The following is a 14052-nucleotide window of genomic DNA, read 5'->3' on the forward strand; positions in this document are numbered from 1 at the left end:
CTTCAGATGCCGTAATGGCCAGAATAGAAAATAGATCATAGAATTCGTTAGAAACCTTGCTTGGGATTATATTAGCATGTAGGAGTGGGGATGGCAATGTAGTTGGGTATTAAAAAATATTAAAAATTGATAAACTCATTGAGGACACAGAAGCAGAAGATTCCACCGAAATCGAGGAAGCTGAAGACACCGTAGAAATCAAGAAAGATGCCAGCGTAGAGTTCGTACTCGATGAGGCACCGGAACTGTAAATTTCACGAAACAGAAAATGGAAAAGTCCCCGGAAGTAAAATTCCAGGGGCTTCTGTTTTTGTGGGAAGGAGGTTTCTTTTTGCATTGCAATATGCTATACTGATGGGAAGAAATTCATAAAGCAGATTTTATCTGCTAATAAAGAATCATATATCAAGGGAAAAGGTGAGGTATTATGAAGATCACAAAAGTATGGGCGGTATATTTCAGCCCCACAGGAAACACGAAAAAAGTAATCACAACGATGGCGAAAAAGGCGGCGGAAGTTCTTTCTGCGCCGATGGAGACATTTGATTTTACACTTCCGGAGAACCGGGAAGGTGTTACGAGCTTTGAAAGTGAGGATCTTGTATTTTTCAGCACACCGGTCTACGCGGGAAGAATTCCGAATAAGATGCTGCCGTATGTGCAGAGCGCTTTTGAGGGAAACGGCGCATTTGCAGTACCGGTATCGGTATTCGGAAACAGAAACTTTGACAACGGTCTGATCGAGCTTCGCAACGAGCTGGAACTTCACGGCTTCCATACGATTGCGGCTGCGGGAATTCCGACAGAGCATGTGTTCAGCAATAAGCTTGCGACAGGACGTCCGGATGCGGATGATCTCGCGAAGATTGCGGAATTTGGTGAGAAGGTCGCGAAGAAAGTTGCTGATATGACGGAGATCCCGGCAAAGATCGAGGTCCGCGGCGATGATCCGGTGACTGCCTACTATACACCGCTTGGAACGGATGGAAAACCTGCAGTGTTCTTAAAGGCGAAACCGAAGACAGACCCGGAAAAATGCACGAAGTGCGGAATCTGTGCGACAGTCTGTCCGATGGGATCCATCCCGAAGGACGCGCCGGATACCTGCACCGGAATCTGCATCAAGTGCCATGCCTGCATCAAGGCATGTCCGGCAGGCGCAAAGTATTTTGATGACGAGGCATTTTTATCTCATGTGGAAATGTTAAAACAGAATTACCAGAGACGGGCTGAGGCAGAGTGGTTTATCTGATGATTCTATGATTGTATAAAAAATCAATGCAAAAGATTGATACAGAGGGCGAACATAGGCTCCCTGTATCAATTTTTTTCTCATTCGAGAAGATTCCCACTTTTTTAGAGTGGCCAACTGCCGGGGACTGTTAAAATAGAACTCTTTTCTAATGCTGTCAGAAAAAATGTGACTGGAGTTAAGAAGAATTTCTAAAAATTAACTCTTGACAAAAGTCACTTCATAACAGGTGGTGAGTAATCACAAATCTGTCTCAATGGGAGTCAGGTCTCCGACTGAGATAAACAGGTTTGAAGCCTGCCTGCCGGAGCCTGTTCCCGGGATGATCCGTGGGAGACCTGGCACAGGACTTTGACTCCTGCATTCAGTCATTCAGTGCCGCCAATTTTTCAAAATACGGCGCAAACAGCTCCTTTTCATATGCATATCCCGCCATGAACACGCAGTCCATAAAGAGTCGTGTGATCTCCGGATCTTCCTGCTCCGCGAGAATGCGCTTCCATTCCTCTTTCGCGTGCTGGCTGAGTTCTGCGAGCAGCCGGTTCCGGTCCTCGAAGAGGCCGTTGTCGGTGCAGTTTAAGTCCTTCGGAAGAAAGTCCGCAGTCCTTCCGCAGGGGGATGGGCAAGCGGCGCAGTCTGGGGAGACAATAGATTTCTGCTTGTGGATCTGTTCCACAAGGTCATTGGCGGCAGAAGAGGAGAGCGAGCCGCCCGGAGCCACGGATGCCAGGGCTGCAAAAAGGACCGGAGCAGTTCCAGCCGGGATTTCCTTTGCCTCCGCGGCGCGGGCGAGTCCGATGAGGGCGCAGATGACAGCGTCCTGCTCCGGGGTGCGGCCAGAGGTGTTTGTAGTAGTTGAGAGAGACATATCAGTTACCTTCTTAAATATAAAAATGTCGATTCAGTACCTTCGTAGTTACAAGGAAAAATCTATTCCAGATCGGCTATGCCGATGGGATTTTCCAGAAGAACTGGCAGGGACGAGATCTTATTTCAAGATCCGTCCATCGGTACCGATTGTATATACCTGCCACGGAATAAACTTCCCGCTTGCCATCAGCGCGTTCTTCACAGCCGCCTCGATTCCTCCGCAGCACGGAACCTCCATGCGAACAACTGTCACGCTCTGGATATCATTATTGCGGATGATCTCTGTAAGCTTCTCGGAATAGTCTACGGAATCCAGCTTCGGACATCCGATCAGTGTCACATGTCCGTCAATGAAATCGTTGTGGAAGTTTCCGTATGCGTAAGCGGTGCAATCCGCGGCAACGAGAAGCTTCGCACCGTCAAAGTACGGGGCGCGGACCGGGACGAGCTTGATCTGAACCGGCCACTGGGATAGTCTGCTCTCCATGGAGACAGGTGCAGTGTGTCCCGGAATCGCTGCGTTGTTAGATGCAGGCGCGGAGGCATGTGTGATCGTGCGGCTCATGCTTCCCGGGCATCCTGTAAATTCCGGCTTCGGGGACGGTGCCTCTGTCGGCATGAGGGAAGCAGCTTTTCTTGCCGCCATGTGTGCCAGAACCGCCTCATGGTCGTAAGCGGCAGCCTCGCGTTCCTCAAAGCTGATGGCGTCCGCCGGACAGGCCGGAAGACAGTTTCCAAGACCGTCACAGTAATCGTCGCGGATCAGTTTCGCCTTTCCGTCGATCATCGCGATTGCGCCTTCCTGACAGGCCGCTGCGCATGCTCCGCAGCCGTTGCATTTTTCTTCATCAATTTTTACGATCGTTCTTTTCAATTTAAGTTCCCCTTTCAAAGCGTGTAAATATTGTCTCAGTGATTTTCATTGCGGTGTATTTGCTGCCATGCATCCGGAAAAAGCGGATCGTGGCAGATTTTGTAAGTGTCACGTATTGACTTTTGTATCGTCAATATACTACAATGATGACAAAAAGTATGTTGTATTTCCAACGAAAAATTCACAATGCGGTACATTCAGAACTGAAAAAAGGTAGACCGCACGTGATGGAAGAAGGAAACAGGAAAGTGCAAATGGCCGCCTGTGTTAGGTGAAGGAAAGGAAAACTATGATCCACAAAGAAGAAATTCCGGATTCCCCGCTTTTCGCCGGAATCCACCCGGAAGAAAAGGAGAGCATCTTGAAATGTCTCTCCGCAGTCGAAAAGAAATACGAAAAAGGCGACGCGGTCTTTCTTGCAGGAACTGCGATCCGCTCCATGGGATTCATCCTCTCCGGAAGTGTCGATATCTCCCGGGACGATTTCTGGGGAAACAGGCAGGTCCTTGGACATGCTGGGAGCGGCGAGCTCTTCGGAGAGGCCTATGCCTGTATGCCCGGCGAGCCTCTGATGGTAAATGTGGAGGCGGCGGAGAAGTGCCGGATCCTGTTTCTGGACATCGGAAAGATCCTAAACGTCTGCACCCCGGCATGTTCGCATCACAACCGCCTGATCCACAACCTTCTCTATATCATGGCGAAGAAAAATCTAATGCTGACGCGGAAGATCGACCACATGGGACAGAGGTCCATCCGGGAAAAGGTGATGGCGTACCTGTCCTTTGAGTCTGAAAAACAGAAGAAAAAGACCTTCGGGATCCCCTTTAACCGCCAGCAGCTCGCGGATTATCTCGCGGTGGACAGGAGCGCTCTGTCCGCAGAACTCTCCAGAATGAAAAAAGACGGGCTGATTGAATTTGAGAAGAACCTTTTTACGCTTTTATAACGTAACTGTTCAGTGTCCTCGCGGTTACGTGCAAAAATCCATTCCAAATCAGCTGTGCCGATGGTTTTTTGCCTTCCATCCAGGTTCCTTTACGGCCAGCGCAGCAAGTGCGCAGACTTACTGAAAAGTTACATCACAATTCTATATATAGAAGAAAGGAAAGAACAATGCTATACAGAGATGATATCGAAGAGCGCAGGATCCGCCGGGAAGAAAACCGGAGAAGAAGAAGGAAACAGGAGCGGATCCGCCGGATGATCTTAGGAGGTCTGACAGCCGTGATCGGAATCGCCGTGATCGCAACAGCTGTGCTCGTGACAAAGAGACTTATAGGAAGAAAACAGGTGGATCCAGCGGACGTGGCAGTGCCAGAGTATGTGAACGTGAATCTCCTGACCCCGAATGAGTACTCACGGCCGCAGATCCCGCTTGAGAAAGTAAACGGCATCGTGGTACACTATGTCGCAAATCCCTGCAGCACCGCTCTGGAAAACCGGAATTATTTTGAGGGATTAAAGGACCAGACGGGTTCGAAGACCACCTCTGTCAGCAGCCATTTTGTGATCGGTCTGGAGGGTGAGGTCGTCCAGTGCGTTCCATTAAATGAGGTGGCCTACGCATCCAACAACCGCAACAGCGACACGATCTCCATCGAGTGCTGCCACCCGGATGAGACCGGAAAATTTTATGACAGTACATATCAGACGCTTGTAAACTTATGCGCGTACCTCTGTGTGGAATTTGATTTGAAGCCGGATGACGTGATCCGCCACTACGACGTGACGGGAAAGATCTGCCCGAAATATTTTGTGGATTATCCGGAGAAATGGGAGGACTTCCATAAGGATGTAAAGAAAGCGATAAAGATTCTGAAGAAGTAACGGGACATTCACTAAAAATTCGAAATTCATTTTGTATTCTTTACCTAAAATTTACAAATATTATATTTATAATTGAAAAAAGCGTGTGCTCTATGATATGATGGAACACGAAGGCAAATTTTGCAGAATCGGATCGAAACTGCGCTTTTGCCACGCCGCCGTGTTAAGACAACAGGCAGCGACAAAAGAGAATGGAGAAGGCATTATGAATATCGGATATCTGGAAAGTATCTTCAGCTTCCTCGGCGGTCTGGGCATGTTCCTTTACGGTATGAGTATCATGGGTGACGGCATGCAGAAGTCGGCGGGAAGTAAGCTGAACAAGTTCCTGAGAATGGTGACGGACAACAGACTTCTGGCAGTCGGTCTTGGCGCTCTGATCACCGCGATCCTGCACAGCAGCGGAGCCACAACCGTCATGGTGGTTGGTTTCGTAAACGCCGGAATTTTGAATCTGACCCAGGCGGTCGGGGTCATCATGGGCGCGAATATCGGTACAACGATCACCGCATGGATGGTTTCCTTAAACTCTCTGGGGGATGCGATGAAGGTTTTGCAGCCGTCGTTTTTCGCACCGCTCGTAGTTGCCATCGGTGCAGCCTTTTTGATGTTTTCCAAGAAGAAAAAGGAGAGTCTGGCAGGTGAGATCTGTATCGGTGTCGGCCTCCTGTTTGTGGGCCTGACCTTCATGTCAGGTTCGGTAGCACCGTACACGGATGCCCCGATCTTTGCGAAGGCGTTTGCGGTACTCGGAAGGAACCCGATCCTCGGTATTCTTGTAGGTGCCCTTGTAACTGCGATCATCCAGAGTTCCACCGCTTCTGTCGGTATCTTACAGACTCTGGCGATGAGTGGAGTGGTATCCGCAAATGCCGCGATTTATATTACACTTGGACAGAATATCGGATCATGTCTGACTGCGCTTTTATCCAGTGCCGGTACAAGCCGCAACGCTAAGCGTGCGTCTGTGATCCACCTGACCTTCAACAGCTTCGGTGCGATCGTATTCGGAATCGGTATGTATATCATTTCCATGATGCGCCCGGATATTGCCCAGAGCAGCATCAATTCCTTCCAGATCTCGGTGTTCCATACATTCTTTAACGTGACGAACACCCTGCTCTTATTCCCGTTCGCGAAACAGCTCGTTGCGTTCTCCGGTCTGATCGTCCGTGAGACAGGCGAGGAAGAGGAGAAGAAGGAAACAAAGGAGGACGAGCTTCCGGTTCTCGACGAACGTATCTTCAAATCCCCGACCTTTGCCCTTGAAGTCGGTGTGATGGAAGTCGTTCATATGGGTAAGATGGCCCTTGCAAACTTAAAGCTTGCAACAAGCGTCCTTCTGGAAAACAAATATGAATGTCTGGATGAGGTTTTTAAGAACGAGACAGAGATCGATATTTTAAATAAGAAGCTTACCGAATATCTCATTAAGGTCAACAACCTGTCCTTAAATGAGAAGCAGAAAGTTCAGGTCAGCAACCTCTTCTATAGCATCAGCGATTTAGAACGTGTGGGCGACCATGCGGAAAACCTCGCGGAGGCGGCACAGTACCTGAAGGAACATGGACTCGCTTTCTCAGAGACCGGGATCGAGGATCTCAAAGAGATTTCGAGCGCGGCCATCGGAGCTGTGGACCATGCAGTCGCTGCCCGTCAGGATGGCGGAATGGAGGATATCCGTCAGGTCAGCAAGCTGGAAGACCGTGTGGATACTCTCGAGGAGGAGATGCGTGACAAGCACATCGAGCGTCTTTCCAAGAACGAGTGCAACCCGTCCGCCGGCGTTGTGTTCTTAGATATCTTAAGCAATCTGGAACGTATCTCCGACCATGCTTATAATGTGGCCGGATATGTGAAGGATGAGCTGTAAAGCGCATTTCATCTGATGATTTTGATCCCGCATACAGATTACGGATAATATCCGGACTGTGTGCGGGATTTTTTTAGTATTTGCGGTCATTTGGAAAAATCAGCTTGCCAGCATATGCGATCTTCCGTATAATGAAGACATCAGACAACTTGTAACAGAACATGGGGGAAACTATGGAGACGAAGAAAAAAGATGACCGGAAACTTCTGGGCAGCCAGATCGAGGACCGGATCTTAGAGTATATAAAAGAGAAACCGTTGGAGGTGGGAGACCGGCTTCCGAACGAGTTTGAACTTGCGGAGATGTTTGAGGTGGGACGAAGCACGATCCGCGAGGCGGTAAAAGGTCTGGTGACGAAAGGAGTTCTGCAGGTGCGGAGAGGAGCGGGAACGTATGTCAGCAGTCTGACGCCTGCGGAGGATGATCCGTTAAGGCTTAACGCAAAGCTCCATGACAGGTTTAAGCTGGCGCTGGATCTCTTTGACGTCCGCCTGATCTTAGAGCCGGAGATCGCCGCTAAGGCGGCAGTTTATGCGACGGACGAGGATATCGCGACATTAAAGAGGCTGTGTAAGGAGACGGAGGAACTGTATCTGGCGGACAAGGATCACATGCCGAAAGACATTGAGTTCCACACCTGGATCGCCCGGTGCAGTAAGAATCAGGTCATGGAGTCCCTGATCCCGATCATCAATTCGGGAATCAATACCTTTGTAAACTTGACGAGGCGCTCACTGCGGACAGAGACGATCACGACCCACCGGGCCATCACGGAAGCCATCGCAAATCATGATTCCACCGGGGCGCGGTGTGCAATGGTGATGCATCTGACGTATAACAGGCAGGAGCTTTTGAGACGCCGGACGGCTTATAAGGCGCAGGGCGAGACAAAAGAGGAGAAAGAGCAGTAGGAGAGTAAAATGTCAGAAGCCATTCAAATGGAATAAGAATGCAGCGAGCAGGGAAAAATAATGCACAATTTTCCCCTGCTTTTTTTGTGCGAAAAAGAGAAAAGGCAAAATACATCAGACAAGTATTGCAAATTCCACAGAAAAATGGTAGATTAAGCACATAGACATAAGACATCAGATAAATATATCAAAAAACTTGCTAAACGGCTTGACATGTCTGATGAAAACGGAAAACAGGAAAGTCAAAACGTGAACTGTTTTTCCGGAATGAAACCATGAAGCGCAGAGCAGTCCGGTTCGGGGTATGATACGGATCTTTGCGCGGAACAACCAAAACAAATACACTGGGAGGTAAATCCACTATGTCTGAAGGAGTTGTACTCAACCCGACCCGCCTTGTTCTGGCAGCACTGATCGGTCTTGTGATCCTGCTCGTCCTGATCATCAAGTTTAATGTGCAGGCAATGATCGCGATCCTGATCGGAGCGATCAGCATCGGACTTCTTGCGGGAATGCCGACGAAAGATATTATCGCGGCAGTCAATGATGGAATTGGAAACACGTTAAAAGGAATTGCCTTACTTGTAGGCTTAGGATCCATGTTCGGCGCGATCCTGGAGGTCTCGGGCGGTGCACAGACGATCGCCGTCACGATGGTAAAGAAATTCGGTGACGAGAAGGCCGCGTGGGCGCTTGGAATCACAGGTCTCGTGATCGCGATGCCGGTATTCTTCGATGCAGGACTGATCATTCTGATCCCGTTAGCATTCTCCCTTGCAAAGAAGACAAAGCGTTCCTCTCTTCACTATGTGATCCCGCTCCTTGCAGGACTTGCGGTTGGACATGCGTTCATTCCGCCGACACCGGGACCGGTTCTCGTAGCAACGATGTTAAATGTAGATCTTGGCTGGGTCATCTTAGTCGGAATCTTCTGCGGAATCTTCGCGATGATCGTAGCCGGTCCGGTCTGGGGATCCATCTGTGGTAAGAAGTTTTATGTTCCGGTGCCGGAGAGCGTGGCAAATCAGGAAGAGATCGATGAGTCCAAGCTTCCGAGCTTCTGGCTGATCGTTGGGATCATCCTGATCCCGTTGGTGCTCATCATTCTGGACTCCATCTGCGGCGTCGTTCCGGCATTAGCCGGTGTTGCTCCGGTCTTTGAGTTCTTAGGTGAGCCGTTCGTAGCACTGTTACTTGCGACTCTGGCTGCTATGTTTGGTCTCGGCTTAAAACATGGCTACACGATGAAAGAGCTTGAGAAGGTTATGACAAAGTCCTTAGAGCCGACCGGTCTCATCCTTCTTGTTACCGCCTGCGGCGGCGTGCTCCGCTATGTGCTTCAATACTCCGGTCTCGGAAACGTGATCGGAAACGCGGTTGCATCCATGAATCTTCCGATCGTTATCCTTGCATTTATCATCGCAGTCCTTGTCCGTATCAGCGTCGGTTCCGCGACGGTTGCCATGACCATGGCGGCAGGTATTGTTGCGGCGCTTCCGGGAATCAGCGAGCTGTCCCCGTTATATCTGGCATGTACCGTAGCGGCAGTAGCGGGCGGCTCCACCGTATGTTCCCACTTCAATGATTCCGGTTTCTGGCTGGTAAGATCCCTCGTGGGAATCGACGAGAAGACGACTCTGAAAACCTGGACCATCATGGAGACCTTAGTCGGCGTGACCGGATTCCTTGTAGCACTTGTAATTTCATTCTTTGCGTAATAGAAAGATGCAGATACGCAGCTTAAAGCCGCGGTACATTCGAAACACAGAGAATGAACAAAATTGAAAAAACAGTTCCAATAAAATATATCATTCGCTCAGTAACGAGCAGCACCCCACGAAGAAAGAAGGAAATATCATGAAATGTCTGAAGAGTCAGGAAATGAGAAAACTTGCACCGGAGCTTGATCCGTTAAGAATCGGAACGGGCTGGAAGCCGGAAGAGCTTGCGATGCCGCAGGTCATCATCGAAAGCACGGCAGGTGATAGCCATCCGGGAAGCGGACATCTCCATATCCTTGTAGATGAAGTAAAAAAAGGAATCGCCGAGGCAGGCGGCCACGGCGCGAAATATTTCTGCACCGATATCTGCGACGGCGAGAGCCAGGGAACCGATGGAATCAACTACAGCCTTGCAAGCCGTGAGATGATCGCGAACATGATCGAGATCCACGCGAACGCGACTCCCTTCGATGCAGGCGTATATCTCGCAAGCTGTGATAAGGGAATGCCGGCAAACCTCATGGGCTTATTCCGCGTGAATATTCCGGCGGTTGTTGTTCCGGGCGGAACCATGAATGCAGGTCCGGAGATGTTAACCCTGGAACAGCTTGGCATGTACAGCGCCCAGTATGAGCGCGGTGAGATCGATGAGAAACGCTTAAACTGGGCAAAGCATAACGCATGTCCGAGCTGCGGCGCTTGTTCCTTTATCGGAACTGCATCCACCATGCAGATCATGGCCGAGGCTCTTGGCCTTGCCCTTCCGGGAAGTGCATTGATGCCTGCGACAAGCCCGGATCTCTTAAACTACGCGAGAGAGGCCGGAAAACAGGCGGTTAAGCTTGCGAAGATGGACAACATGCGTCCGAGTGATATCGTGACGATGGACAGCTTCGAAAACGCGATCCTTGTACATGCGGCCATCTCCGGAAGTACAAACTGCTTACTCCACCTTCCGGCGATCGCTCATGAACTTGGAATCGAGATCACAGGTGACACCTTCGACAGACTCCACCGCGGCGCGAAGTATCTTCTTGATATCCGCCCGGCAGGAAAGTGGCCGGCAGAGTGCTTCTACTATGCAGGCGGCGTTCCGGCGATCATGGAGGAGATCAAAGACCACCTTCACCTTGATGTCATGACCGTGACTGGAAAGACTCTCGGTGAGAACTTAAAGGAATTAAAAGAGAACGGATTCTATGAGCGCTGCGAGAAATGGCTCCGGAAGTTCAATGAGCGCTACGGAATCTCCATCACAAGACAGGATATCATCCGTCCGGCTGACAAGGCCATCGGAACCGACGGCAGCATCGCAGTTCTGCGCGGAAACCTTGCTCCGGAAGGTGCGGTTATCAAGCACACCGCATGCCCGAAGGAGATGTTCAAGGCAGTTCTCAAGGCGAGACCGTTTGATAGCGAGGAAGAGTGTCTGGATGCTGTCCTAAAACATAAAGTTCAGAAAGGTGACGCAGTCTTCATCCGTTACGAGGGACCGAAGGGAAGCGGTATGCCGGAGATGTTCTACACCTCCGAGGCCATCAGCAGCGACAAGGAGCTTGGCCGTTCCATCGCCCTGATCACAGACGGAAGATTCTCCGGTGCATCCACAGGTCCGGTTATCGGACACTGCAGTCCGGAGGCGGCAGACGGCGGCCCGATCGCTCTCGTTGAGGAAGGCGATCTCATCGAGATCGATGTGATGGAAAGAAAGTTAAACATCATCGGTATCAAGGGCGAGAGAAAGACTCCGGAGGAGATCGACGCAGTCCTTGCTGAGAGAAAGAAAAACTGGAAGCCGAGAGAGCTCCGCTACAAGAGCGGTGTGCTCCGCATGTTCAGTGAGCATGCGGCAAGCCCGATGAAAGGTGCATATCTGGAATTCTAAAAAAATAAAATGAGACTGGCAGTAAATGCTGGCTGCCGGCCTGCAAAAGAAACGTCCCGGATCCTGAGATGACAGTTCTCTCTGATCCGGGGCGTTTTTATATCATTACCATTTCGCATTCCAAATCGGCAAAATCTACTGCTGCCACTGTACTGTTACGGAATTATCAGTTCAGAAAATTCCTATCTGCATACAGGAACAGCCACATACTTTTCATATAATAAAGATTGCACGAACGAGTGTTCCTGTGGTAGAATGGTAGTATCTGTTGCCGGAATACCGGTGGTTTCAGTATGTGGGAGATACGAGCAGAACTGTCGGTATCCGGAAACGTGAAAGGGGAACAGAATGAACAATTACGATACATTAAATCCGATGCAGCGGGAAGCTGTCTTAACTACGGAAGGTCCGCTCTTAGTGCTGGCGGGTGCAGGATCCGGAAAGACACGGGCGCTGACACACCGGGTTGCTTATTTAATAGAGGAAAAGGGTGTGAAGCCCTGGAATATTCTGGCGATCACCTTTACAAACAAGGCGGCGGGAGAGATGCGGGACCGCGTCAACAGCCTTGTGGAATACGGCGCGGATAGTGTCTGGGTCAGCACCTTCCACTCCCTCTGTGTGCGGATCTTAAGGAGATTTATTGAGAATATCGGCTACACGACGGATTTTTCCATCTATGATTCCGATGATACAAAAACCCTGATGAAACAGATCTTCAAGGATCTTGAGGTGAATACGAAGGTATTAAAAGAACGGGGCGTCCTCGGCGTGATCTCCTCCGCAAAGAACGAGATGATCAGTCCGGAAGAATTTATGCTCAGCGCGAAGGCTGAGGGTGATTCGAGACTGAAACGGATCGCGGAGCTCTATATGGAGTACCAGAAACGTTTAAAAAAGAACAATGCCCTGGATTTCGATGACCTTCTTGTAAAGACCGTGGAGTTGTTCCAGTCAAAGCAGGAAGTTTTGGAGTATTATCAGGACCGTTTCCGCTATATTATGGTGGATGAGTATCAGGATACAAATACGGTACAGTTTAAGCTTGTGAGCCTTTTAGCGGCAAAATACCGGAATATCTGCGTGGTGGGCGATGATGACCAGTCGATCTACCGGTTCCGCGGTGCGAATATCAGAAATATCTTAAGCTTTGAGGAGACGTTCCCGGGGGCGAAGGTGATCAAGCTGGAGCAGAACTACCGTTCTACGAAGATGATCCTGGATTCGGCGAATGAAGTGATCAGGAACAATACCGGAAGAAAGGATAAGACGCTCTGGACCGAGAATGAGGTGGGCGAGCGGCCGGTGTTCCGGGAGTTCAGCTCTTCCTTTGAGGAAGCGGAGTGGATCGTGCGGGATATCGTAAAAAAGGGCGGTCCATGGAAGGATTACGCGATCCTTTACCGGACGAATGCCCAGTCCCGTATATTCGAGGAGAAATGTGTTGCGTACAATCTCCCGTATCGTCTCGTGGGCGGTGTAAACTTCTACCAGAGAAAAGAGATCAAGGATGTTCTCTGCTATTTAAAGACGATCGCCAATGGGCGGGATGACCTGGCTGTGCAGAGGATCATCAATGTTCCGAAGCGCGGAATCGGAGCTATGAGTGTCGCCCGGGTGAACATGTTCGCGATGGAAAACGATATGAGTTTCTATGAGGCGCTGGAGAGGGTGCAGGCTGTTCCGGGAATCGGAAAAGCGGCGTTAAAGATCGGAGTATTTACAGACCAGATCAGCGAGTTCCGGAAGATGTTAAAGGAAGAGACTCCGATCAAGGATGTGATTGAGGCGATCCTTGATAAGACAGGATATCGTGATGAGCTGAAGGAAGAGGGCGAGGTGGAAGCCGAGTCCAGAATGGAAAATATTGAGGAATTGATCAACAAGGCAGTCTCCTACTGGGAGAGCGCCGAGGAACCGAGTCTTTCCGCGTTCCTGGAGGAAGTTGCCCTGGTTGCGGATATCGACAGTATGGATGAGTCAGAGGATAGAATTATCCTTATGACACTGCATTCCGCGAAAGGTCTGGAGTTCCCGTATGTGTATCTTGCGGGAATGGAAGATGGACTTTTCCCGAGTATGATGTCTCTGATGGAGGGACCGGAGGCACTGGAGGAAGAGCGCCGTCTCTGCTATGTGGGAATCACGAGGGCGGAGAAGCGGCTGACGCTGACCGCCGCAAAGAGCCGTATGGTGAAGGGCGAGATGCAGTACGCGAGAACGAGCCGGTTTATTGACGAGATCCCGGATGTGTGCCTGGAACGTCCGGATCGGGATGATTCAAAGACCGGATGGAAGAAAATGGCGGACGCATACAGGAATCTTCCGGAGGAAGCAGGACTTCCGTGGGCGAAGGCTTCCGGCGCGGACGGAAAAGCGGCTGACGGTCACACCGGAAGATTCCAGAACCGCCCGGCGGGGGTGAGTCTTTTTGGACAGAAATCCGATGCCTATAAGAATCCATATGCCTCCGGGACTTCTGCGGCGCCGAAGAACACGCCGACCTTCGGAAAGGCGTTTACCGTAGAAAAACCGAAGTCTTTGGATTTCTCCGAAGGCGACCGCGTCCATCACATGCGTTTTGGTGACGGAACCGTGAAATCCATCGCGGACGGCGGAAAAGATTTCGAGGTCACAGTCGATTTTGATCATGCGGCGATCGGGACAAGGAAGATGTTTGCTTCCTTTGCGAAGCTGAAGAAGCTGTAAATAAATCAGCCAAAAGAAATTTAGTATTGATTTTTTTTAGGCAATCGCATATAATTAAAAACAGCTAAGGAAAGTGCTTATATGTCTATGAGTACGCGAAAACCCCCGGAGGTGCCACTCCGGGGGTTTT

Annotated in this window: 10 protein-coding genes; 8 read left to right on the top strand and 2 right to left on the bottom strand. The window is 50.1% G+C overall.

All coding sequences use genetic code 11. The features are described from left to right. The first annotated feature begins 427 nt into the window (after positions 1–427). Positions 428–1252 carry an EFR1 family ferrodoxin gene (locus DW826_RS03695; RefSeq protein ID WP_117552059.1) on the top strand — a complete coding sequence of 275 codons (825 nt, stop codon included), beginning with the start codon at positions 428–430 and terminating at the stop codon, positions 1250–1252. Between the two features lie 364 nt (positions 1253–1616). On the opposite strand, the gene DW826_RS03700 is transcribed toward DW826_RS03695, so the two are convergent. Both DW826_RS03700 and DW826_RS03705 read right to left on the bottom strand, forming a co-directional pair. Continuing rightward, positions 1617–2120, bottom strand: coding sequence for a hypothetical protein (locus DW826_RS03700; protein ID WP_117470644.1), 504 nt, complete (start codon positions 2118–2120; stop codon positions 1617–1619). A 120-nt stretch (positions 2121–2240) separates the two neighbouring features. Next, positions 2241–2996: a 4Fe-4S binding protein gene (locus DW826_RS03705; RefSeq protein ID WP_117470645.1), complete on the bottom strand. Its 756-nt coding sequence runs from the start codon at positions 2994–2996 to the stop codon at positions 2241–2243. A gap of 289 nt (positions 2997–3285) precedes the next feature. On the opposite strand from DW826_RS03705, the gene DW826_RS03710 reads away from it, so the two are divergent. The 7 genes from DW826_RS03710 (at position 3286) to DW826_RS03740 (ending at position 13922) form a co-directional block, all read left to right on the top strand. Further along, the gene (locus DW826_RS03710) at positions 3286–3942 is read left to right on the top strand and encodes a Crp/Fnr family transcriptional regulator (RefSeq protein WP_117552060.1); all 657 of its coding nucleotides are present in this window, start codon (positions 3286–3288) and stop codon (positions 3940–3942) included. 167 nt (positions 3943–4109) lie between these two features. Beyond that, the gene (locus DW826_RS03715) at positions 4110–4823 is read left to right on the top strand and encodes a peptidoglycan recognition family protein (protein WP_117552061.1); all 714 of its coding nucleotides are present in this window, start codon (positions 4110–4112) and stop codon (positions 4821–4823) included. A gap of 205 nt (positions 4824–5028) precedes the next feature. Then, positions 5029–6696: a Na/Pi cotransporter family protein gene (locus DW826_RS03720; protein ID WP_117552062.1), complete on the top strand. Its 1668-nt coding sequence runs from the start codon at positions 5029–5031 to the stop codon at positions 6694–6696. A 173-nt stretch (positions 6697–6869) separates the two neighbouring features. Then, on the top strand, positions 6870–7607 hold the full coding sequence (locus DW826_RS03725; RefSeq protein WP_117503007.1) for a FadR/GntR family transcriptional regulator: 738 nt from the start codon (positions 6870–6872) through the stop codon (positions 7605–7607). Positions 7608–7969: 362 nt separating this feature from the next. Further along, positions 7970–9325, top strand: a complete 1356-nt coding sequence (locus DW826_RS03730; RefSeq protein ID WP_117552063.1) for a gluconate:H+ symporter — start codon at positions 7970–7972, stop codon at positions 9323–9325. Positions 9326–9473: 148 nt separating this feature from the next. After that, positions 9474–11213, top strand: a complete 1740-nt coding sequence (ilvD, locus tag DW826_RS03735) for a dihydroxy-acid dehydratase (RefSeq protein ID WP_345941748.1) — start codon at positions 9474–9476, stop codon at positions 11211–11213. A gap of 348 nt (positions 11214–11561) precedes the next feature. Further along, positions 11562–13922, top strand: coding sequence for a UvrD-helicase domain-containing protein (locus DW826_RS03740; protein WP_117552065.1), 2361 nt, complete (start codon positions 11562–11564; stop codon positions 13920–13922). The last annotated feature ends 130 nt before the right edge of the window (positions 13923–14052 follow it).

Origin of the sequence: Clostridium sp. AM34-11AC, assembly GCF_003435375.1 — a bacterium.
GTDB classification, from domain to species: Bacteria; Bacillota; Clostridia; order Lachnospirales; family Lachnospiraceae; genus Pilosibacter; species Pilosibacter fragilis.

What these genes read in the sequence shown, in the direction of transcription:
- DW826_RS03695 (WP_117552059.1), top strand. Translation starts at nt 428, where the DNA reads ATGAAGATCACAAAAGTATGGGCGGTATATTTCAGCCCCACAGGAAAC.
- DW826_RS03700 (WP_117470644.1), bottom strand. Translation starts at nt 2,120, where the DNA reads ATGTCTCTCTCAACTACTACAAACACCTCTGGCCGCACCCCGGAGCAG.
- DW826_RS03710 (WP_117552060.1), top strand. Translation starts at nt 3,286, where the DNA reads ATGATCCACAAAGAAGAAATTCCGGATTCCCCGCTTTTCGCCGGAATC.
- DW826_RS03715 (WP_117552061.1), top strand. Translation starts at nt 4,110, where the DNA reads ATGCTATACAGAGATGATATCGAAGAGCGCAGGATCCGCCGGGAAGAA.
- DW826_RS03720 (WP_117552062.1), top strand. Translation starts at nt 5,029, where the DNA reads ATGAATATCGGATATCTGGAAAGTATCTTCAGCTTCCTCGGCGGTCTG.
- DW826_RS03725 (WP_117503007.1), top strand. Translation starts at nt 6,870, where the DNA reads ATGGAGACGAAGAAAAAAGATGACCGGAAACTTCTGGGCAGCCAGATC.
- DW826_RS03730 (WP_117552063.1), top strand. Translation starts at nt 7,970, where the DNA reads ATGTCTGAAGGAGTTGTACTCAACCCGACCCGCCTTGTTCTGGCAGCA.
- DW826_RS03740 (WP_117552065.1), top strand. Translation starts at nt 11,562, where the DNA reads ATGAACAATTACGATACATTAAATCCGATGCAGCGGGAAGCTGTCTTA.